Source organism: Pelagibaculum spongiae, assembly GCF_003097315.1.
GTDB classification, from domain to species: domain Bacteria; phylum Pseudomonadota; class Gammaproteobacteria; order Enterobacterales; family Pelagibaculaceae; genus Pelagibaculum; species Pelagibaculum spongiae.
In genome coordinates, this window is sequence record NZ_QDDL01000004.1 from 57,305 (window position 1) to 80,677 (window position 23,373).

The 23,373-nt window shown below is 42.6% G+C and carries 17 protein-coding genes; 5 read left to right on the top strand and 12 right to left on the bottom strand.

Annotated elements, in window-relative coordinates; all coding sequences use genetic code 11:
* The first annotated feature begins 10 nt into the window (after positions 1-10).
* The 4 genes from DC094_RS11045 to DC094_RS11060 all read left to right on the top strand — a co-directional run bounded on the left by DC094_RS11045 (position 11) and on the right by DC094_RS11060 (position 5,741).
* Positions 11-2,269, top strand: coding sequence for a type I secretion system permease/ATPase (locus DC094_RS11045; RefSeq protein ID WP_116687177.1), 2,259 nt, complete (start codon positions 11-13; stop codon positions 2,267-2,269).
* Positions 2,266-3,585, top strand: a complete 1,320-nt coding sequence (locus DC094_RS11050; RefSeq protein WP_116687178.1) for an HlyD family type I secretion periplasmic adaptor subunit — start codon at positions 2,266-2,268, stop codon at positions 3,583-3,585. The genes DC094_RS11045 and DC094_RS11050 overlap by 4 nt, the downstream gene beginning before the upstream one ends.
* The gene (locus DC094_RS11055) at positions 3,566-4,120 is read left to right on the top strand and encodes an SPOR domain-containing protein (protein WP_116687179.1); all 555 of its coding nucleotides are present in this window, start codon (positions 3,566-3,568) and stop codon (positions 4,118-4,120) included. The genes DC094_RS11050 and DC094_RS11055 overlap by 20 nt, the downstream gene beginning before the upstream one ends.
* Positions 4,121-4,610: 490 nt before the next feature.
* Entirely contained in the window at positions 4,611-5,741 is a 1,131-nt protein-coding gene (locus DC094_RS11060) for a CobW family GTP-binding protein (protein WP_116687180.1), read from the top strand.
* Positions 5,742-5,801: 60 nt separating this feature from the next.
* Here the strand turns inward: DC094_RS11060 and DC094_RS11065 are convergent, their stop codons facing one another.
* The 3 genes from DC094_RS11065 to DC094_RS11075 all read right to left on the bottom strand — a co-directional run bounded on the left by DC094_RS11065 (position 5,802) and on the right by DC094_RS11075 (position 10,162).
* Positions 5,802-6,266 (bottom strand): bacteriohemerythrin, encoded by a 465-nt coding sequence (locus DC094_RS11065; RefSeq protein ID WP_116687181.1) that lies wholly within the window; start codon positions 6,264-6,266, stop codon positions 5,802-5,804.
* A 527-nt stretch (positions 6,267-6,793) separates the two neighbouring features.
* A complete protein-coding gene (locus tag DC094_RS11070; RefSeq protein ID WP_116687182.1) occupies positions 6,794-9,637 on the bottom strand; it encodes a hypothetical protein in 2,844 nt (947 codons plus the stop codon).
* A gap of 159 nt (positions 9,638-9,796) precedes the next feature.
* Positions 9,797-10,162, bottom strand: a complete 366-nt coding sequence (locus DC094_RS11075; RefSeq protein ID WP_116687183.1) for an Mpo1-like protein — start codon at positions 10,160-10,162, stop codon at positions 9,797-9,799.
* 298 nt (positions 10,163-10,460) lie between these two features.
* Between DC094_RS11075 and DC094_RS22610 the strand changes: the two genes are divergently transcribed.
* Positions 10,461-11,429: an HNH endonuclease gene (locus tag DC094_RS22610; RefSeq protein WP_116687184.1), complete on the top strand. Its 969-nt coding sequence runs from the start codon at positions 10,461-10,463 to the stop codon at positions 11,427-11,429.
* A 52-nt stretch (positions 11,430-11,481) separates the two neighbouring features.
* Here the strand turns inward: DC094_RS22610 and DC094_RS11085 are convergent, their stop codons facing one another.
* From DC094_RS11085 to DC094_RS11130, 9 genes are all read right to left on the bottom strand, one after another.
* Complete coding sequence (locus tag DC094_RS11085) at positions 11,482-13,308, bottom strand: enoyl-CoA hydratase-related protein (protein ID WP_116687185.1); 1,827 nt, start codon at positions 13,306-13,308, stop codon at positions 11,482-11,484.
* A gap of 224 nt (positions 13,309-13,532) precedes the next feature.
* Positions 13,533-14,615 (bottom strand): hydrogenase expression/formation protein HypE, encoded by a 1,083-nt coding sequence (gene hypE / locus DC094_RS11090; protein ID WP_116687186.1) that lies wholly within the window; start codon positions 14,613-14,615, stop codon positions 13,533-13,535.
* Positions 14,616-14,853: 238 nt separating this feature from the next.
* Positions 14,854-15,975, bottom strand: coding sequence for a hydrogenase formation protein HypD (gene hypD, locus DC094_RS11095; protein ID WP_116687187.1), 1,122 nt, complete (start codon positions 15,973-15,975; stop codon positions 14,854-14,856).
* A gap of 152 nt (positions 15,976-16,127) precedes the next feature.
* Entirely contained in the window at positions 16,128-16,361 is a 234-nt protein-coding gene (locus tag DC094_RS11100) for a HypC/HybG/HupF family hydrogenase formation chaperone (RefSeq protein WP_116687188.1), read from the bottom strand.
* A 1-nt stretch (position 16,362) separates the two neighbouring features.
* Positions 16,363-18,873 (bottom strand): carbamoyltransferase HypF, encoded by a 2,511-nt coding sequence (hypF, locus tag DC094_RS11105; RefSeq protein ID WP_116687189.1) that lies wholly within the window; start codon positions 18,871-18,873, stop codon positions 16,363-16,365.
* Between the two features lie 123 nt (positions 18,874-18,996).
* The gene (gene hypB, locus DC094_RS11110; RefSeq protein WP_116687190.1) at positions 18,997-19,863 is read right to left on the bottom strand and encodes a hydrogenase nickel incorporation protein HypB; all 867 of its coding nucleotides are present in this window, start codon (positions 19,861-19,863) and stop codon (positions 18,997-18,999) included.
* A 50-nt stretch (positions 19,864-19,913) separates the two neighbouring features.
* Complete coding sequence (locus DC094_RS11115; protein ID WP_116687191.1) at positions 19,914-20,255, bottom strand: hydrogenase maturation nickel metallochaperone HypA/HybF; 342 nt, start codon at positions 20,253-20,255, stop codon at positions 19,914-19,916.
* Between the two features lie 795 nt (positions 20,256-21,050).
* Entirely contained in the window at positions 21,051-22,625 is a 1,575-nt protein-coding gene (locus tag DC094_RS11125; RefSeq protein WP_116687193.1) for an OmpP1/FadL family transporter, read from the bottom strand.
* A gap of 211 nt (positions 22,626-22,836) precedes the next feature.
* Positions 22,837-23,199 (bottom strand): phasin family protein, encoded by a 363-nt coding sequence (locus DC094_RS11130; protein WP_116687194.1) that lies wholly within the window; start codon positions 23,197-23,199, stop codon positions 22,837-22,839.
* Positions 23,200-23,373 lie beyond the last annotated feature (174 nt).

Genomic DNA, 23,373 nt, shown 5'->3' on the forward strand with positions numbered 1-23,373 from the left:
ATTCCACTAGATGGCAAGCAGTATTAAAGAGCAGAACAGTATACCGCCAGCTTCAGCAAGCGAATCAGCCAATACAGCTGCCTTACAGTTTGTAGAGATTGTTTCTGAAGCAACTCGACTTCTTGGGCGCCCCTTATCGCCACAAGCTATTTTATCTTCACTGTGCAGTGATGCCACCTTAGAAAAAGGGATCGATGTTGCTGGAGTTAACGATTCATTAGAAAAGGGTGGTTTAACCTGCGATCAACAACCACTGACATTTGATCAAGCTAAACAATATTCTGGTGTTGCCGTTTGTTTGTTAACCCTCTCTGGCGGTAAAAAAGTGTCAGTGCTATTAGCTAGCGGTCAGCAACAGGCAACCGAGCAACTAACTCAGGCATTTTTAGTTAAAGATGGAAAGTTGGCTTCTATTGCCTGGGAAAGCATTGAGAAATTCTGGCAAGGCCAAGTGCTACAAATTGGCGTTAAATCTTTAGCTAAAAATGAAAAAGAAGCGGTTGGAAAAAAATGGCTACGCCAAGTATTGTGGAAAGAATTACCGAGCTATGGCTATGTATGGATGGCTGCGCTGGTCATTAATATTTTTGCACTCGTGCTGCCGTTATTTAATTTAGCGGTTTACGACCGAGTGGCGCCCAATGGTGCAATTAATACGCTTTGGACATTAGCGATCGGCGTTTTCATTATTCTCATTTTTGATTTTGTTATGAAAGAGATACGCAGCTATTTAGTAGATACCGCTGCGCGTCGAGTAGATGTTAAAGTTTCGCGGCAAATATATGAGCATTTGTTAGGGCTTAAAATGGAACATCGTATGGGCGCTGCTGGCAGCATAGCGGATGTTTTACGCGGTTTTTCTTCGGTACAAGAATTTTTTTCATCGGCCACGTTGATAGTGCTGATTGATTTGCCGTTTGTGGTGTTATTCATCACTTTAATGTTTGTGATTGGTGGTCCTTTGGGGCTAGTTCCGCTGGTTGCTGGGCCATTAGCATTGTTGGTGGGTTTGTTGTTACAAGGTCCGCTCTCGCGGGCATCAAAGCAAGCAGCAGTCAATGGACAAGACCGCCAGGGTACGCTGGTAGAAACCATTACCAACCTGGAAATGGTTCGAGCAGTTGGTGCCGAGCGAGTAATGCGTGGCCGGTGGCAAGATCAGGTGCATGCATCAGCAATTTCTGGCATGAAAGTCCGCATGTATGGTCAGCTTGCCAGCCACAGTGCAGCGCTATTGCAGCAAATTTCCAGTGTGTCGTTAATTATTGGTGGCGTTTATTTAATTAGCTCCGGTGATATGACGATGGGTGCACTCATTGCAGTCAATATGTTAGGTGGCCGAGCCATGCAGCCATTTACCCAAACTGCAGGTTTATTATCACGAAGTTATCATGCTCGGGTGGCGTTTGATCAAATTTCAGAATTTATGGATCGGCCACAATTAAGATCGCAAGATGCCTCGTTTTTATCCAGAAAAGATCTTGGAAAAAGCTTTCAAATTAAAGCAGCAGATTTTCATTATCCAGCAGAACAGCCGGTGCCAGCGTTACAGCCTTCATCTTTAGACATAAAAGAAGGAGAACGGGTAGCAATTATCGGAAAAATTGGCTCAGGTAAAAGTACACTGTTAAAATTATTGGCTGGTATTTATTCGCCACAAAATGGTTCAGTACAAATAGGCGGCGTAGATAGCCGACAAATTCTCCCTGCAGAATTACGCGCCCATGTTGGTTATGTCGGTCAAGATCCGATGCTGTTCAGCGGCAGTCTGAAAGAAAATATTTGTATTGGCCAGCCAGAAGCATCAGATCAAGCAATCCTACATGCCTCGCGCATGGCAGGTGTCGAGCAGTTTGTCAGTCAGCATCCTGATGGTTATCAGCGAGTGCTGGGTGAGAGAGGTGCCGGTTTATCTAATGGTCAAAAACAAGCAGTGGCGATTGCCCAGGCGCTGCTACATCAGCCAAACATTTTGTTGCTAGATGAACCAACCAGTGCGATGGATCCAACCACAGAACGGCAATTATTACACCGCTTGCGAGATTTAATTCAACAGAAAAACCTGACTGTTGTATTGGTAACCCATACCCCTGCTTTGTTAGAACTGGTCGATCGTTTAGTGGTAATGGAGCATGGTCGGATTCTACTTGATGGTGAAAAATCAGAAGTATTGGCACGGCTTAAAGGCGGCATTCAAGAGCAACCGATTGTTGATGACAAAATTGTTGCCCAATCGCAGGCGAAAATTCAATCGGGCGTTGCACCATGATGGCAAAAGTTTCTAACAGCCAGCAACGAATTGAAGAACTCGCTTTGGCATCACCCTCATTAATTGCTCGTGTATTAGTAATCACGATGCTGGCAATGGTCAGTTGCTTTGTTTTATGGGCAGCTATTTTTGAAATTGATATTCGGGTTAAAGGCAGTGGTAAGGTAATCCCAACGAGCAAATTACAACAAATTCAGCATTTGGAAGGCGGCGTCGTCACCGATATTTTAATCGCGGAAGGCGACATTGTTCAGCCAGGCCAGATTTTGTTGAAATTGAGTCCGAAAAAAGCGGAGCAAAGATTTGTTGAAGCTAGGGCGACTAGTGATGGATTAGTCGCATCAATTGCTCGTTTGCAAGCAGAATTGTTAGGTACAGCGCCAGATTATAGCCAAGCAATTAAAGCCAATACGCCGCCATCGATAATTCGCGCGGAAGAGCAATTAAGGTCAGAACGAGCTGCCATGTTACAAGCGCAGTTAAATATTGTTGATCAACAAAAAAACCAGCGTCTTACAGAAATAAATGGTTATGAAAAACGATTGCCTTTTTTAAAGAAATCGTTATCAATTTTGCAAAAAGAAATTCGAATAAAGCGACAATTAATTCGAGATAAGGTTGCTGCACCCGCTGAATTGTTATCTTTGGAGCGCGAACACACCGGCATGCAGGAAAAAATGCTGGAAGCGGCACAACAAGCAGCGGTAAGTCAGCAAATGTTAGCTGAGCTAGATGCGCGTAAACAAGAGCTGATTACCACCTTTCGTTCAGATGCTCGAGGTCAGCTAAATGACCGCATGGTAAGGCTTGCATCGTTAAAAGGAGATGTAGATGCAGGCGAAGATGCCGTGGTTCGAACCGAAGTAGTTGCCCCCGTTCGTGGCATTATTAAAACTCTGCTGGCGACAACTATCGGTGGTGTCGTTCGGGCGGGCGATACCATTATTGAATTGGTGCCTCTGGATCAAACGCTATTGGTTGAAGCTCGGGTTTCACCGGCGGATATTGCCAATCTCGATAAAGGTTTATCGGCAAACGTACGTTTATCGGCGTTTGATTCAATGATTTCTGGTGGTATTAAAGGTCAACTAGAAAGAATCAGCCCAGACAGTCAGTCGGATGAAAAAACAGGCAGAACTTTTTATCGAGTCTATGTCAGAACTTTATCTGCAACGGTTCAAGGGCCAACTCGAGTGCATCAAATTGTGCCTGGAATGGAGGCAGATGTAGATATTTTAACGGGTAAGCGAACCGTTTTGGATTACTTACTAAAACCGATTATACGAGGAATGAGTCGTGCTTTATCTGAAAAATAATTATTTATCGATCACATCATTATTTCGGTTGTTGATGGCTTTTTGTTTATCAGTGTCCGCTTTTTCAGTTGTGGCTGAAACACAAGAAAAAGTGATAGATCCACAGGAATTTGCTGATCAAGCGGTACAACAAAATCAATATGCTCCGGTAGTTAATTGGACCAATCCCCAGCAGATGGATCAAGTGTTGGAAGATATTTCAGAACTTTATTTAACAGATCAACACTCAGACGATCGGTCAGTTGATGATGTATCTGGCTATACCGTTCAACTCGCTTCTTTTAAAATGAACTGGCGAGTCGTGCGTTTTTTCGAAGAGCTAGCAGCTGAAGCAGATAGCATTATTGATTCTGGTGAAAGCGAATTATTTATCCAGCAGCGTAATGACGGTTGGCTGTCAGTGACAAGTGGATTTTTTACTAGCAAAGCAGAAGCAGTTCAAATACAAAAGCAGTTACGAAAGCATTCAGAAAATTGCTGGGTGAAGCCGATTAAACGAAGCCAACTAGCTCATCCAGTAAACTATATTCACTAAGCTGATATTTGCTTGCTCTGGACTGATTGATTTCTATTATTGACTCAAGAAACATTAACAGTGGATAACCTGTTGTTTATCAGCTACCGATAGATTTTTTTGATTCGCAGCATTTCATTTGCAATTACTGGCCGATCATTTTGCAGTGTTAGCTGTTACTGTTTAGAAAATGAACATGACTTCGATCAAACTGCTTCACTAGAGGCTTTTTCGAGGATTGACGATGAGCACGGCTAAATAGTTTTTTATCAATCATCGCTATTGTTTGGTTTGTTTTTTTTGATCGTTATTAGATTTTTGTTTTTGAGGATTTATCAAACGAATCTGTGGTTAATCCTGTGGATAAGTGCTGTTTTTACGATTTATGCGCTGCTAAGTCATTAACATATATAGGTTTGGTATCTTGCTCGAAAATTGATCAAAAAATGATCAATTTTCAAGTGATCTGCTTCTGATGACAAACTATCACTTAGCTGACGGCTAATCCTCAATGATTAACTTGGCCGTTTTGTTGAAGATAAAGAGTCGTCGATTAACCCACCAGAACAGTCGGGCTAGGCGCAGCAATGCTATTGTTATATTATTACATTATGCCGATGGCGGTAATTTAGAGATAACTATGGCAATTCCTGTAAATATTGTGACGGGTTTTTTGGGTGTTGGTAAAACGACATCAATCATTAATTTGGTGAAACAAAAGAGTCAAAAAAATCAGACTGCAGAGCGCTGGGCAGTTTTAATCAATGAATTTGGTACGGTAGGAATTGATGCGGCAATACTGCAATCGCAGGTGCCTGATCAGCAGCTAGCAATTAAAGAAGTTCCTGGTGGATGTTTGTGCTGCACTGCAGGTTTGCCGTTTCAAATTGGTTTGAATCAGCTGATTAGTAAACAAAGGCCAGATCGATTAATTATCGAACCTACCGGGCTGGGTCATTTAAGCGAAATAATAAAAACATTGCAGGCAGAGCATTATCAAGATGTATTGCAATTACAATCAGTTATTTGCTTAGTTGACCCGGTTGCTTTATCCGACGCACGCTATATCGAGCATGAAGTTTTTCAAGATCAACTGCAGCAAGCTGATGTTGTTTTGGCTAATAAAATTGATCAATCTTCAGCTAAAGACATTGAAATATTTGAACAATTAATTGAAAGGCTACAGCCTGCAATTTCCGCCAAGGTTGAGCAAGGAAAGATTGAGGCTGAATGGCTCAATTTGCCACATAAAGCCCACCTGACTCCTGCTCACGGTCATCAACATGCTGACCATCAAACACCTGCATTGTCGGGTGCAAGCCTGCAAGGTGATGAAGATTGGCGTCGCTTTGAAAGCAAAGGCCAGGGCTATGTTAGTTGCGGATGGATTGTTGTTGATGCGGCGATTTTTGACGAAATTCAACTGCTTGGCTGGGTGAGTGGTCAGCAGGTTGAACGAATTAAAGGTGTTGTTAGAACCAATCAGGGTTGGCGAATTATTAATGTTCGTGATGGTATTGCCAGCATGACCTCGATTGATGAAGCGGCAGATAGTCGTTTAGAAATGATACACAGCGATGTTTTTGATATTGAAATAGCTGAGCAAAGTTTTTTACAAGCGATTGTCAGTTTAGATAAATAGCGAAATAAGCCCAAGCATTTCTATTGGTTTCAATATAAGTGCTTGGGATTTTAAATAGAATTAAGCGGCCTTACCGAATAAGCGACCAAACCAACTTTTGCTTTTTTGTTTTTTTACCTTGGCAGTGGCCAACTCGAGATTTTGTTTAACAATACCCGAATAGTCTTTGTCATCATGTTTAATATGATTAAACAGCCAGGTTTCTAAAGTTTTAGTCAATTCAGATGCTATATCTTCACCGGTCAAATATCGCGTTTTATATTCTTCGACCCGACGAATAAAAAGATGATGTACTTTCTGGTGTGCAGTGACAAAGCCATAGCCAGCTTCTTCCATCAAATTCTCTTCAAAAGCGAAATGAGAGCTGGTGTAATCGGTCAATTCAGTCAAAATCTTACTAACGCCAGCCTTGTCATCAGCTGTTTGACAGACTTCTAACTCATTAATATAATCAACAATTCTTTTGTGTTGGTTGTCGATTACTTGAATACCAATTTCCCAATCTTCGGTCCACTTAATAGGCATAGGTCTTCCTCAATTATGAGGTGATTGCAGCAAATGAGATGCAGATCACGATGTTGTAGTTTTATGTATGGCGGCTGCTATTCAGTGTAAATACCTTTTTTTTATATAACTATAAACAATAAGCTTATTAGTCGACGGAGATAGTAGTCGCTTTATTAGATAAGTCGATAGAGGGGAGACAGAAGGTAGAAAATAGTGTTTGTTTGATGCTTGCGCGGCAATTTAATCGTAAGGTAACTGTTCGTTATTAAATGTTGTGTTTATTGCTGTATTAATGAACTGAAATAAAAGATATAAACTCAGTGAATTTAGATTGCCTATGTCGAATTTTCGGTTCTCTGGTGCGCCCACAGGCTTACTCAGGCTACGAAAATCAGTTGTTTTTGATTAATAATACTCTGATATTTTTAAGGTAAGTTGGTGGGCCGTGTGCCTGGAGTGCGCCTAGCAAAAAAGCTGCGCAAAGTGTATTGCGCAGCTTTTAGTTTTTCAGATTAATTTTTTACATGAGCATTTGTCAGTTGTTGTTAAAACTGCTGGCCGATAGTCAAATAGATTTTATCTTCTCCATATTGACTGTCAAAACCATGGGCGTAACCCAGTTTGAAAGGCAGTGCCAAACCAAAGCCGATTGAAATAACCGTTTCAAGCTCTGCGCCTGCACCGGTGAAATAATCGCCATCATAATTGCGTGAATAATTGGTTCGGTTCCAAACTGCGCCACTATCGACAAACAAGCTGCCATTGATTTCTTGTAAGCCAATTGGATAGATGTTCCAGCTGCGTTCAATCGTAGTGATTGGGAAGCGCCATTCAATGGTGTTGACCTGTAACCGATCACCAACAAATTGGTTGTCATCATAACCGCGTAATGCATATTCGTTACGGCCGAATAATAGTGAGCTTGCGTCAGATGTTGTGCCGCCCAATGTTAGCGGGTCAGGGCGATCACTTCCCCAGCTACCAAATGATCGCAAAGCGAGCACTTGATTATAAGGTAGGTTGAAAAACTCCTGCCAATCATAGCTGATCACTTCGCCACTAAAATCACTTTCAATCGCTTCGTTGGTTTCAATAACTAAATTAACTTTTCGACCCCAGCTAGTGCTAATCGAATTTAGGTATTGCTCACTGTTATTGTAAGTAAATGCCACACCAAGCAGGCCAGTTTTCGTTTCTGCGCTTCGTCTGGAAGCATCATTTCGATGGTAGCTGTCTTTCTCTTTCTGGTAGCTGGCACCCAAGTGCACGCCAAAATCATCATTGAAAGCATTAATCAAATTTAATCGAATTAATTGTAATGTGTCTTCGGCCTGAATTGCTTCGACAACATCATTAATGTCGTAATAATCTAATGAACGCGAATAGCTGGCTAAATATTTATTGGAATATCCGTATATCAAATTACCTGAAAACTGTTCGTTTTTAACATCTACCGAAGCAGCAATGGCATAGCTATGCTGGCCTAGTGCGTCTTGCCCGGAAGTTGTCACGCCATAAGAGGAAGAGACTTCATCGCTAATAATCAACGGTAACCACCAGCGAGGTGACAAGCTTGGCCATGGTGAATAGTCGGTTTGCTCGGTGGCCGCTACTGGGAAATTAATCGCAAACGATGCTTCTGCTGCTGGTTGTTGAATAATATCAACGTCTTCATCTAGTTTGAAAAAATCAAAACCGTTGGCAGTATATTGCGAGTAATAAAGCTGCTGATCTTCAGTTTGAACCGGGTAAAATGCACCGCTAGCCACTTGGCTGATCTGAGTGATTTTCTGATCTTTTAGCGAGATTTTTTGCAAATTATAAATGCCTTGATAATCGGCACTAAAAAATACGCTTTCTCCATCGGCGCTATATTTAGGTTGCGATTCAATGGCCGCGCTATTAACCAATGGCTGCCATTGTTTGGTATCAATATTAAACTGCTCCAATCCCCAGCTGTGGCCTTTGCGCTTAATGGCGGCCACCAAGCGTTTTTCAGTTGGGTGAACATCAAACTCACCCAGCACTTCATCGGTAGTACCGCGCCATAGTGTAGCGAGTTTTTGACCGTCAGCATCTAGCCAATCTAGCTGGCTTTCACCGCTAATATTACTTCGTGCAATCAATCGGCCGTTGGCGGTCCAGCGAGCTTCACGGTAGCGTGCTTTATCGGTAATGGCCTGCAAACGACCATCACGGAATAAGTACAAATCGCTATAAAAACGATTATCTGCTGAAGGTAGCGTTTGGGCGATAATCACACCAAAGCGATTATCTACATCAAAATATCCTTGGCTACGCAATTTCACTAATGAACGCTGCTTGCCTTGCTGCCACTCAACCAGTTGTAATGGGCTATTGCCATCGTTTTCAATGAAATAGAGTTTGTTGCCGTCGCTTTGAATCGGTTGATTGCTCAAGCCATCAAAAGTCAGTTGCTGATTTTTATGTGCTTTAGCATTGAGTGCTGCAATTTGTGGGGCAAATTTGTTATCTAACCATTGCTGGAATTCTGACCATAACTCTGGATAGTCTTTGCCTGTGACTTTGCGTGCAGTTGGGTTTAGCCAGAAAGGAATAATATTGCGGCTGTAACTGTCAATTAATTGCTGTAATTGCGCTTCGCTATAAGTGTCAGCAAAGTATTGCATGAAGAAACTACCATAAAGATAGTTTTCACCGAGTGGCCATTGTTTGCCGCCAACGTTTACTTGTTCTAGTGACTGACTACCGCGTGCAACTTCGCTGCGCATCAGCATGTGGTAATAACTGCTTTGACCGCGACCAAAACCATTTTCGAAGTCGGTTTCTTTATGTACCGCCAAGCCTTCGGTGAACCAGCTCGGTTGATAGGCATTGGGAAATAATAAAGGTAACCGACCGAAATATTGACGAATGTTTTTAGGTGCAGCGGTAGCTTTATCTAAATGGATCACATGCGTTAGTTCATGGACAATCAGCGTTTCTAGCCAACTACGATTATCTTCCAAGCTATTAATCGCATCGGGCGCAGCAATAAACAGTCGCATTTGGTTAAATGGCAGAGGTGTTGCCCAACCGTTGGAAATATCGTAGTCATCGGTTAGCACGACTTCGATCTTACCTTTAGGCTGCCATTTTAATTCTTGACTCAGTTTTTCAAAGCTAGCTTCGGCAATGTTGGCACTGGTTTGGGCCAGTGCTTTTTGACCTTGGCTGAAATGAATTCTGAAATGCTCACTATTGAGCGTTTGCCATTGTTGTTGCTCTTGCTGCCAGCCAACACTCAACATGCTGGTAAAATCTGGCGCAGCATAGGCGACAGGCGCGCTGAAACTAATTAAAAGAGCACCTGCAGTAGCGCATAGCTGTGAGCTAAAGCGAGACAAGGCGTTGCGGCGATTTTGCACGATAAAATTCCCTAAGTACTGCAAGCTATGACTGGCTGAATAGTAGCTGAAGATAGCTGCGGAGATATCAAACTGGCTTCATTTCAGTATGAATCGTCTGATCAGTCAACCAAAGTTATGTCTCGCAATGTATTGTTCTGTCGAGCAGTAATAGAGCATTTAAGATGACTGATTGGGCGCTGAGGAATCTTTCGAGTTAGCGGCAGGTTTTTTCCAATGGTCCTGATGATTTTTCATAAGTAGAAAATCTTTCAACATTACCCAATCGCCAAGAAAGCTATATAACGGGTATTGAAAAGTAGCGGGCTTGTTTTTTTCAAAAACAAAATGCCCCAACCAAGCAAAGCCGTAACCCACTAGCGGTAGTCCAAGCAACAACCACCAGTTTTGTGTCACCAGCATAGTCACCAAAATTACTAGCACTAATGTACTGCCGATATAGTGCAACAGGCGACAAGTTAGATTGCTGTGCTGGGAAAGGTAGAAAGGATAGAACTCTTTAAAGCGGGTGAATTTTTGGTTCATAGTGTTTCGACCGGCTGTTTTATTTGATATGTACAATGTCAGCTTAAACCTCATATAGAAAGTAGAATCAATGGTTTTTAAAGAGAGCATTCTCTTATGATGAGGTGAGGTGTGACAGTGGGCTTTTGTGGTGGCTAGCAAGTTCTCAGTCGTCATTGCTAAGGATATGTTTTTTTAATTAGCTGGTCAGGTGTATTTTCAAATGACAGGTTATTAGATTTTTTATAGATTTTATTTACACTTGGAGTTTGCATGTTTAATATCTCGAAGTATTTAAAAAAAATTGGGGTATGTAGTTATGGGGTTTTCTGAGGCATATGATTCCGCACATGAAGAGATTGCTAATATCGAAAGAGAACGCTTCTTAGAAGTATTTCCAGTGTCAAGGTTAGAAGGTTTGACACTGAAAGAATACATAGTAGGCACTGGCGAAGATACATTCTGCAATCTGATTGAAGCAAAAACTAAGACTTGGGGAGGAATTCAGGGATCAACAGCTCTGAAGTTCGGTATTTATCGTCAAAAAAAAGATCAAACCTTAGTTTTTTCGAAAAAATTTGGTGAAACAGATAAGAAAGCTTTCAAAAAAATTCATTCGTTACTAATTGATTTAATAGCAAGTGGGGCGAGTTTGGATTTTAACAGCATTGATCGTAACTCACTCTGTCAAACAGTTAAAGCAAAAATATTGAGTTTATATTTTCCAGAGAAATATCTTGCCATTTGTAGTCGAGAACATATTGAATTGTTTTCTGATGCGCTAAAAATAGAATATGAGTACAGTTTAAGTCGAGCTCAGCATCTATTGCATCAAAAAAAAGCTGCTTCCAATGAAACAAATAGTTGGAGTAATCCAAAATATATGGCTTATTTATACAGTGAATATATGGGGCGAGAAGTTTTTACCAAGAAAGCCCGAAAATGTATAGATACACTAGAAGCAGATTCAGAATCTTTACTTGAAGGGGGGATAAAGACTGTTCAAGTTAATGCTTATGAGAGAAATATTAAAGCTAGAAGAAAATGTTTAGAGCATCATGGGTTCTCTTGCAAGGTTTGCTCCATAGATTTTGAAAAAATATATGGAGATCTTGGAAAAGGGTTTATCCATGTTCATCACCTCAAAGAGATCAGTAGTCAAAAGAAAGAATATAAAATTGATCCTGTAAATGATTTAGTGCCTGTTTGCCCAAATTGCCACTCAATGCTACATAGAAAAACACCATCACTTACAGTTAATGAGCTGAAAAATTGGATTAAACCATAGTTTTTAAAGGAAAAAGGCCGCCTGTTTGTATAATAACAACAGGCTCCTAGGATTAACCAATAAACTGCAACCAAGACGGTGTCCGCGACTTAGGTCGTTTGCTAACAAAGTTGAAGCGAGCAACATGGTAGCTCAGGTCAAAGCCGTAAAAATTCTGCTGCATATGCGCTAATTCTTGATCGCGATAAGCTTGCAAAGGTTTTTCTGCTTCATCTTGCTGCCGGGTTTGCTGCTTTTGCTGCAAAGTAACCGCTAACTGATCAGTATCGGCAATTTGGCTTTGTGTTTTTTCAATCACTTGTTCGAGGAAGTTTTCTCGATCAAGAATTTGATCAACCAGCTGCCATTGCAAAGCTTGTTCGGTGGAAAGCGGCAAACAGTTTTTAGTAATTTTCTCGGCGAGTGATTGGCCGAAATCACCGGCTCTTTGACTTTCTTTTGAGTTACTACAGCGTTTGGGTAGTAGATAAGTCCAATATTCTGAACCAAACAAATTTCCCATTCCGCGATAATGCGGATTAAAAATAATGCCATTTCGGGCATATATTTGGTCGGCTGCCAAAGCCATAAACACGCCGCCAGCACCGGCATTACCTTGCATGGCGGCAACGACTAACTTATCGGTCGTTTGAATAATTGCTTGGCACAGGTCGTCCATCGCCTGAATGTTAGCCCATGATTCATCGGCTGGAGATTCTGCCGCTTCGATGGTATTTAGGTTAATACCATTGCTCCAGAAATCGCTACTACCGGCAAGTATGATTGCTTTGCAATTATCGTTGCCGGCCGCTTGTTGCCAGGCAGCCAGTAGCCGCCGACAGAACTCAGTGGAGAATGCACCGTTATGCGGCGAGAAGTGCAAAACTGCTAATTGTTCTTGCTCTTGCTCTTGTTTTAAATAGTCAAGCTTAATATCGCGGAAAGTCAGATAATCGACGCTGACATCAATCGCTAGTGGCGATTGTGGAATTTCAGCTAAATGCGGTAGCAGCGGTTGCAATAAATCGAATAAAGGCAATTTATAATCAATCGGGTTCAGTCCACAATCGCTTGGTTTTGAATCGCCTTTGCTAGCTATCGCACTATTAGCTAATCGACCATGGCCAATCCAGATCGCACCATCGATAGTTGCTCGGCAAAGTGCGTATTCACGTCGGGCGATAATATTACCCGCGGCGTGTTGTAAATCTTGATTTAATTTGCCTTCAGGCCAAGCGTCGCAAATGTAGCAATTAATGCCGTCGATTTGATCTAACAAACCGGGAAAACTATGCGCACTGCGAATTTTACCAAGAATTAATTGGCTGGGATCTTTTTGCCAATCGATTGCTCGCTGCTTTTGTAATAGCAGTGGGCGAAAGCCTAAATATTCGGCACTGCTGTGATCAATAGTTAATGGTTGTTGCGCAGCTTGAATATTGTCAATTGATTGCAAAGTGGCCGATAGCGCAGCTTCGGTAATTTCATTGCGATAGCAAGCGCTTTTATCATGGTGGGTTAGTGTTAACTCACTATGTCCCCACACCGGGCCAGCGTCCATTTCAGCAACCGCTTGTAATACGGTGACGCCCCAGTTTCGGCTAGAATTTGGGTTTTCAGCCAATGACAATAGCGCTCGATCTAAGCTAGATGGACCACGTTCACCAATTGGGCCGGGGTGGACAATCAGGCACACATTATTTTTCCAGATCGATTCACCCATCGCCCGCTTTAGAAAGGGGGCCAGAATCAAATCTGGTTTAAATTGATCAATTGCAGCTTGAGTATTTTGATCATTGACATCAATACAAATAGATAGCTGATGATCGCGTGCTTTTAATTCAACAAATAATCGTTGGGTTAAGCTATTAAAAGCATGGCAAAGCAATAAAATACGCATGACTAATCTCTTTGAGTCCGATCCCCCGATATTTACGAGGAATGATTCCTGTAGGGTGTCACCGAGCCAAAGGCGAGCTGCAACTTGACCATGGTGCAATTAATACTTCGGGTAAATTGATCTGCTCGTTTCATTTGGAGCCTGGAGTTCGTTGACCTCCCCGAAAGTTGCAGTTCGTGCTTACGGCTACTCAGTGCAACCCACTCAGGGAGAATTTAATATAATCAACAAATTCTTGGTAATTGCTCGCCGTTTAGCCAATCGAGTAATCGTTTTCCACCATAAGGCGTTTCCATTTCCAGATAACCCTGAAAATTATCGCCAGATTTTTCAGCAACAAACTCACCAATAATTGCTGCAGATTCTCCCTTGGGATGATTGTGCATCACCTGCAATAATTTATCGGCATCTTCGGCTGAGCAGATGGCGATTAACTTGCCTTCATTGGCGACATATAATGGATCCAGCCCTAAAAATTCGCAGGCACCATTAACCGCAGGGCGCAGTGGAATAGTTGCTTCCTGCAATAAAACATCGCAACGAGCGCTTTGTACTAGTTCATTTAAGGTATTTGCTAACCCACCGCGAGTAGGGTCGCGTAAGCAATGAACCTGTGGCACGGCCTCCAGCATTTCAGCGACTAGCCCATTCAGTGATTGGCTGTCAGACAAAATTTCAGACTCAAAGCCGAGGTTTTCACGTTGCGACATAACGGCAACGCCGTGGTCGCCTAAAAAACCGCTAATTAAAATTTTATCGCCAGGTTGAATATATTGTGGGCCAATTTTTGATTGATTAATTACATGGCCAATGCCACAAGTGTTAATGTAAACTCCGTCGCCTTTACCTTTTTCAACCACTTTGGTATCGCCAGTAATAATTTTAACTTCAGCTTCTTTTGCCGCCGCAGCCATGGATCGAACGATGGTTTGTAATTCTTTTAATGGAAAACCTTCTTCAAGAATAAATCCAGCCGATAACCAAAGTGGCTTAGCGCCGCCCATTGCTAAATCATTGACTGTGCCATGTACCGCTAATGAGCCAATATTGCCGCCGGGAAAAAATAAAGGCGTAATTACATGGCTATCGGTAGATACCGCGAGCTGTCCCGGTGGTGGTGTGACTAGAGTTGCATCGTGGCTTGGGCCTTCGCCAGTACCATCATTGCCTGCAACTCCAGCTTTAATAAATTCGGCTTTAAATAGCTGATCAATTAATTGTTCCATAGCTCGGCCACCGCCGCCATGAATCAGTTCGATTTTGCCATTTTCGATATTTAATGGCGCACTGTATGCATCTCTAGGCATGGTTTAATCCTGTTTTTAAATGCCGCTTGTTTATTCAACGTCCCTGTTTATGGATCCCCGCCTTCGGCTTTTGCTTCCTGCATCGCTCTATCTTCTGCATCCTTGCAGTCGTCCTTGGCGAGGATGACGGAGAGAAATTTTTACCTTGTAGGTAAAATTAACTCCGCATCGTCATTCCGAGCATGGATGCCGGAATCCAAGCACTAGGGATAGGTACACCCCTGTAGTATTGTTCTGTTTACATATTATTACGGCGGTATCGATACCAAGCGGCACAAGCGCCTTCGGATGACACCATGCAAGCCCCAATGGGGTGATCTGGCGTACAGACCTTGCCAAATAACTTACAATCTTGAGGTTCTTTCACTCCACGTAAAATACCGGGGCATTCACAGGCGCGATTCTCTTTGGCTTCTTTGGCTTGCAATGAAAATTTAACTTCAGCATCAAACTTTGAAAATTGTTTTTTAATCTTTAAGCCAGAGTAGGGTACGTATCCTAGTCCACGCCATTCAAAGGTTTTCTTAAGCTCAAAGCATTCGGCGACTATTGCTTTTGCTTTTTGATTGCCGTGGTGAGTAACTGCTCGGGCATATTCATTTTCTATTTCGTGTCGGCCATCATTAACTTGCCGAACTAGCATTAAAACAGCTTGTAATAAATCAACCGGTTCAAAGCCTGCAATCACCACAGGTTTTTGATATTCGCTGGCAAAATACTCAAAAGGCTGACAGCCAATAACCGTAGATACATGGGCAGGGCCTAAGAAACCATCCAGTTTCAGTCGATCAAGATCACGAATTTCTGGTGAATCAAGAATGCTGGCGATCGCTGAAGGTGTCAGCAGATGGTTGCAAAATAATGATAAGTTTTCGATGCCTAGTTTTTCAGCTTGCTTCAGTAATAATGCCGAAGGTGGTGTGGTGGTTTCAAAGCCAATACCGAAAAATACTACTTCGCGTTGCGGGTTTTCTTGGGCTAAGCGAATGGCATCGAGTGCTGAATAAACCATTCGAACATCGGCGCCATTAGAGCGTGCAGTTAGCAAGCTTTTACGGCCAGAGCCGGGTACTCGCATCATGTCGCCGTAGGAGCACAAGATAACGTTTGGTTTTTCAGCAAGCTCGATAGCTAAATCGAGTCGACTCATCGGTAATACGCAAACCGGGCAGCCAGGGCCGTGAACCAACTTTAAATTGTCTGGCAATAAATCAGGCACACCAAAACGAAAAAATGCATGGGTATGGCCACCACAAAATTCCATAAACCGATATTGTCGATTGGGATCGACTTCATTCTTAATATCGGCAACTATTTTTTTTGCTAAATCTGGGTCGCGGTATTCATCAATATATTTCATAGTGTTGCCACAACATATTTTTTAAATGAGCTAAGTTTTTTGACTCAGCTGAAGTAGGTTTGATAAGCCACCGGCGCAATCAAAATGATGTGCAAAAAGTAATCTACCGATTTAAAGTGTCTGATTTCGTTAACACTCATCAAACCTACGTTTTACCGTATTAACGGTGAATGTTCTTGCTGCATTAATTCGATGGTCGCTTGTGCTTCTGCTTCATCAAGTTTGCTTAGCGCGTAACCAGTGTGCAAAATAACGTAATCACCCACTTGGACATCATCGATTAAGGCAACAGAGATTTCTCTGCGAATACCATCTATAGAAACTACTGCCATTTCATCGCTTCCATCGACGAGCGATTCTATTTTAACTGGAATTGCTAGGCACATATTATTTATCTCCTGATACTTTATGTTGCTGAGGTTGCACTTTATTTAAGTGCATTCGAGCAGCATAAAGCTGACCTAAACTAATTGAGCCGTCATTCACCGGATGGCAAATCGGCAAGTAAACATTAAACCCAAGTTGCTGCAGTTTTTGTTGCAGTCCCTGGGCGAGTATTTGATTTAAAAAACAGCCGCCAGATAAACAAATATCTTTAATGCCGGTTTTTTTGCTAGCAGAGATCACCCAGCGAGCCAGTGCTTCAATCAGTTGCTGGTGGAACCAGTAGGCCAATTGATTTTGTCGGCTAATGCTTATCGGAGGAATACTTGACTGAATCAGAACATTAAATATTGGCAGCAAATCCAGTACAAAAGGCTGTGAACTGCTAGAGGTAATTCTGGCTAAACTAGTCGGTTGTTCTGAAGCTGCGGCAGAATTTGACTGGCTGGCATCTTTGGCTGCAGCGGCTTCTAGTTTGCTGGCTGCTTCGGCTTCAAAACTATTAACCTGGCAAATATTTAACAATGAAGCGCAAGCGTCAAATAAGCGACCCATTGAACTGGTTTTTGGGCAGTTTAGCTGTTTCTGTAGCATGGTTTCGGTAAAGGCTGCAGCGGCAAAATCTTTAAAGCGAGATTTAATTTGTTGTGAATTGCCGGTGGAAAATAAAACCGATGCCGCCATTCGCCATGGCGCTTTGGCTGCGGCATCACCGCCGGGTAATGCTAAAGGTTGTAGGCCGCCCAAATGTTGGCAGCCATCGGCATTTACTAATAGCAATTCTCCGCCAAGCAAACTTTTGTTATCAGCAACTTGACTGATATCTAACGACTGGCCGCCAAAGCCTAAGCCATCAAGCGCAAGGCCAATCACCGGTTGCGCTAACTGATATTCAGCCATCACCGCGGCAATATGTGCATGGTGATGCTGAACTTGTAACAACGGAATATTCAGCTGTTGGCTTATTTGTTGGGCAAAGCGAACTGCAGGGCTTTCTGGATGACTGTCAGCGATAACAATGTCGGGCTGCATTTGATAAGCCTGACTTAAATGACGATAGATTTCTTTTTGAAATTCAATATTGCCGACACAATTCAAATCGCCAATGTGTTGGCTGAAATGAGCCATTTCGCCTTGGCTATAACAGATGCTGTTTTTTAGATAACTGCCGGTGGCTAGAATATTTAAATCGTTATTTTTATTTAATAATTTTGGCAAAAATACCGGTGCCGGTGCATAACCCCTGCCGCGACGAATCATGATTGATGGCTGTTGCTCAGTGCCGGCGATTAATAGCGGGTCATCGTTACGAATTAAAATATCCCGGTCATGCAATAAAAAGTAATCAGCAATATTAGATAACCGATTGATTGCTTCTCGATTGTCGATCACCAGTGGTTCACCTGAAGGATTGGCGCTGGTCATAACCAATAACAAATCCTGCGGCTGGTTTAGCCATGCTTCAGTCGCCGGTTGACCGGCTGCTTGGTGAAATAACAACCAATGAATCGGGGTATATGGCAGCATTACGCCGAGTTGGTTTAAACCATCGGCAACGCCGTTAATTTGTAGTTCTATTTGTGACTGTTTTTGACATAAAACAATCGGCGCTTGTGCTGATTTTAATAAATCTGCAGTCGATGGATTTATTGTAACCCAACGCTCAAGGGACGCGGTGTTCGCAGCCATTACCGCAAAAGGTTTAGCTGGGCGATGTTTACGAGCGCGCAATTTAGCCACTGCATCGGCATTATTTGCGTCGCAAACCAAGTGGAAACCACCCAAACCTTTTATTGCCAGAATCTCGCCCTGACGTAATCGTTCAAGGGTTTGTTCGATTGGATCGCCATCGATTGGCTGACCCTGATTATTCAGCAAGCTAAGCTGTGGCCCGCAAGTATTGCAAGCATTGGGCTGGGCATGGAAACGCCGATCTTGCGGATCAGAATATTCTTGCTGGCAACTTTTACATAATTCAAAGCCGGCCATAGTGGTAAATGGTCGGTCGTAAGGTAAGTCAGCAATAATGGTGTAACGCGGGCCGCAATGGGTGCAATTTATAAAAGGATAACGGTAGCGTGGGTTTTTCGGGTCGAGTAATTCGCTACGGCAGTCATCGCACAATGAAGCGTCCGGGCTAATTAATGTGCTGATTTTCTGATTGTTTTCTGCTGAATTCGCTATTTTTTGCGGTGTTGCTCGAATTGCGAAAATCGCTGGCTGATTGTTTTTTACCGATTCAATGACTTCAGAAAATGACTCAATATCTAGCTGGTTTTCTGGTAGTGATTGAATTTGGTTAATTCGAGCCAAACGAGGTAGTTCACTTTGTAAACGTTGAATAAACAGGTCAATATTTTTCTGCTGACCACAAAGACGAATCTCTACTCCGAGCCCGTTGTTGCAGACATCACCCGAACAATCACATTGTTTGGCTAAATTAAATACAAAGGGACGAAAGCCGACCCCTTGTACGATGCCTTTAATTGCAAATCCTTGTATTTGCCATTTCATAGCAAACAATCCAATGTAGGCTGCGCTGAGCCTATGGCGAACCACAATATTTTATGGGTCACGTTGTGACTCGCGTACCGCTCGACACAACCTACTTTAGGATTGGCAATTAATTTCATAGGATTAACCGATCGCCTTTAACTGGTTTTCGACTTCTGCCAGTTCTTCAGCCAGATGCTGACGTTTGTGCTCAAGCTGGTGCGACAGTTGATGCTTCAACCAATCAGTCCACTGTTGCATGCCTTCGCCAGTTTTTGATGATAACTGCAAAACTTTTAGTTCTGGTCGAATGCGGCGGGCATAATCGATGCACTGTTCAACATCAAAATCCAGATGCGGTAATAAATCGGTTTTGGTTAAAATCATTAAATCGGCATTAGCAAAAATATCTGGGTATTTAATCGGTTTATCTTCACCTTCAGTGACCGATAAAATAACCACTCGAGCATTCTCGCCTAAATCAAATTCGGCAGGGCAAACCAGATTGCCAACGTTTTCAATAAATAGAAAGCCGCCGTTCTTTACTGCAAGATCTTCCAATGCGTGGCCGACCATATGGGCGTCTAAATGGCAGCCTTTTCCGGTATTGATTTGAATTGCTGGTGCGCCGGTGGCACGAATACGCTCGGCATCATTGGTGGTTTGTTGGTCACCTTCGATTACTGCGCAAGGAATGCTTTCCTTCAATAATTCAATGGTTTCTGTCAGTAGGCTGGTTTTCCCTGAGCCTGGGCTAGAAACTAAATTGAGTGCTAATAAACCTCTGTCGGCAAATTTATGTCGATTAATATGGGCGTAGCGATTATTTCTGGCCAATAAATCTTGTTCAATTTTTAAGGCGCGCTGACCTTCCATGCCCGGTGCATGGCTATGTTGCGCTGCCACTGGTTCAGCCTTACTAGTAGGTTGTTCAGAATGTGAATGAACATGGCTGTGAGTGTGACCTTCGATAATCGCAGCGTCGCCGCCGCAACCGCAAGTAGTGCACATAATAAAACCTCAAATTTTTTAGGTAGGATTTTTAAAATGATTAATAAAAATTAATCTACCAATAATTCTTTCAATTGCATTTCAGTGCCGGCAATTGGCTGAAGACCAAAATTACCGCATTCACAACAAGGGTCGTAACGCTGCAGCATAGGCACTTCTTTATTACAACTGATACACAAACCTTTTCCTTCGGGACGAGTGATCACCACTTTGGCATGCTCGGCAACCGTGCCACGTAAAACGCTTTGTAAGCAAAACTCCATGGCACCGGCTTCAACACCCGACATTTGGCCAATCTCCAGCCAAAGCTCAGTGACTTGGTTAAAGCTGTTTTGTGCCCGATGATCTTCAATAATTTGTAATACGCCTTCGGCTAATGACATTTCATGCATGATTGTTTTCCTTCATTCATTTATTGGCACTTGAGGGCGGGCATTTATAAATTGGAATATAGGTTGAGCCAAATATTGAATGGTCAACATAGTAAAATTCAAAAGAGCCAAAATTTGATTGCATGGGTGACGGGGCAGTATTTGAATGTTTCATAGATTCGATGCTTTTTGAGAGATGGAATGATGACGCTATGTTTTCTCTCGTCAATTGAATCTGTTGAACCAATCGCTGTGTATTAATGCGCAAGCTGAACCGCTGATCAATTTTATATTGAACAGTTTGGTGCTTCAGATTTTTTACCAAAACTGAAAAAATAAGTATTCCGCGTGGAATAACTTCAAAGTTTTGGTCTGACAAGCGAAGTGTGAACATTCAAACATCTGCTTTTTCGCTGAATAGCTAGCGACAATGTATCTTGGCAAGCAACCGCGAACCCTGTCGCGGCTCAATACCTGATGCTTTTGTGAGATGACTAACGACTTTTATTGTCTTGATGCGGATTAATTTCAAGCAGTCTTGCCGACTCTGCTCGAGTTATTCCAACTATTCGCTGAGGATCTTTGGGCATGTTTTGTTTCGGTATTAATCGTTACATTTGCTATTGAGCGACAATACTACTGTCTTGGAATATCAGCTTCGCTTTGGGATGTTTTGGGTCGAGGCATTTTGGCTGTAAGTGCTCTAGATATAGATACTTTTCAGATGTGTATTTAATGCGGAGGTTTTATAGGTTTTTGCTTGCTAGCATTAACAGGGCGTAATACGCCCTGTTAAAAAACAATCACAAATTATGATTAGAACTTGTGGTTGTATTGAACGCCAAGCAACCATGCCTGAGATTCAAACGTGCCTCGGGTGGTATGTTTGCTGCCTGTGAAGCCACCTTCACCTAATGCGGGTGGTGGCGTATCTTGGCCGGCCCAATCGTTATAATTCACTTCGGCAGTTTTGAATAAAATCATGCTGCCAGCGAAGTCTATTGTTTGAGTTTTTGATAGCTGCCAAGCCGCACCCACAGAGAGCATCTGTCGATCAGAATCTGGCAGGGAAGGCGAGCGATACTCATCTTGCACCGGCGACTGGTCAAATGCATAACCGGCACGCAATAACAGTGAGGGTGAATATTGGTAATTACTCGCTAGTGACAGGCGTAGTGTATTTTTTAAATTAGCTGGAGTTAAACTGTCGTTTAGTAGGCTGAGAATGTTAACCCGGATTTCTTGAATTACAGACCATTCAGTCCAGGTAAGATCAGATAATAGTGACAGGTTGGGGCTGATTTGATGATAGCTATGAAGGCTGGCAGTCGCCGGTGTCGTCATTTGAGCTTCGGCTTTACTATCAACGAATAAAACTTCATCTAATACTAAATGTACCAAGTCGCCGATGTCTTTTATTTTTGTTGCATTTTCAGAAACGGTCCAGTCCAGCTTTCCTTTGATTTGGTGTTTGATTTGTGAGCGATAGGCAAAACCAAATCGATGACTGCGATTCGGCTGATACATCATGCCAAGGTTATAACCAAAGGAGAAATCATCTCCTTCAAAAGCAACTTCACCATCATTGTTTGCATCGTTGGCGCCAACTAGATCGTCGAGGGATTTATTAACGCCGTTACGAATGCTTTCGATATTTTTTACCGCAAGATCTAACTTTCTTTTTGCTTCTTCAGGATTTTTTGCATCCGAACAATCGGTCATGCTTTTGCAGCCATTCTGTATTGGTGCTGCTTTGAGCTGATCGTCTGCAAGGGTATTGGCAATAAAATGTACACCGGCAATTTGATCGGCTGCTTTTCTTCTTTGTAGTGAGAAATACTGACCACTAACACCAAAGCCAAATGACATCTGGTTGGTCGGCTTCCATGAAATAGCTGGGTTGATGTTAAGGGCAATGGTTTGTGATTCTATACCGTCATAGCGGCCAATCCAGTCTTCACTGAAATGTCCCGCTATCGTATAGGGTGCGCTAATACCTAATCCGGCAGTGAGTTGATCATTGATGGGGTAAGCATAATAAGCCATCGGAACCGGCGTCGCTTTTACCGGATCGCCTTCATCACCACCTGAAATTGGTGCGCCTGCGATTGTTTCTGATGTGCCTTGAGACGTGCCATTAGTAAAATTGACATTGGCATCCGCCACCATCAATGAAAAAGTAAATTGCTGTCGATTGAGCCAAGAAAGTGCCGCAGGGTTGTAAAATTGCGCCGAAGCATCATCGATTGCAGCGGCACCGGCATTAGCATTTCCTAAGGCGCTAATACTGATGCTGGGTGCTGCCAGTGCTGCGGCGTAAGTTGCCCCTGCGGGCACGACAAGTGCGCTAATTAAAAGCGCTATTGCTGATTGTCGGGCATTTAAATACACGTGATTACCTTATAGTTATTTTTTTATGGTAAAGATCAGTCTTTTGATCTGGTGCGTGGGTTGATGCGTTGGTTTGTATGGATCCAGACTAAATGGGGATGTAGCCGCAAACAATCGAAGGTTGCTGTTTTTATTGGCCAAGTAGATAGGTGGTGTTACAGAAAGTGCAGGTTAGTGGGGACTAACCTGCACTAGACAATGGTGGGAGTGGTTATTTATGTATCTTCTCAATCTGATCTTCCGCCCAATGATTGACTTCAGAAGAATACTCAAGCATTTGCTCAAACATTTGCTGTGCCATTTCTGCACTGATATCGGATTGAGTTTTACCTAATTCACCCTGTAGTTGGAAAAAGTCAGCTGGCTGCTTGGCAGCATTTAATTTTTCCATCTGCTTGAGCGTGGTTTCCATCATCTGATTGGCGGCTTCAATATGGCGAGTGGTTAATGACTCGGCCATTTTAGCGTTCAGGCTGCCTAGTTCGAAGAATTGATTAAATACGGTTTTGCTTAATTCAGATTGTCCAAAAAAATCCCATGGATTGGGCTGGGTTTGTGGTGTTTTTCTTGCCATGTGATTACGTCTCCTTGTAATGCTTAACTTTGGACGTTGCTATGTTTATCCCCGTGATACAGTTAGTTGGCGATCATAGGGGGTGTATAGAACGAATGGTAGTCGCTGGTTTTTTACATCGGCAACTACCAAAGCTAGAACAGGTATCACAGGTTGGCAAAGTGAAAAACCATA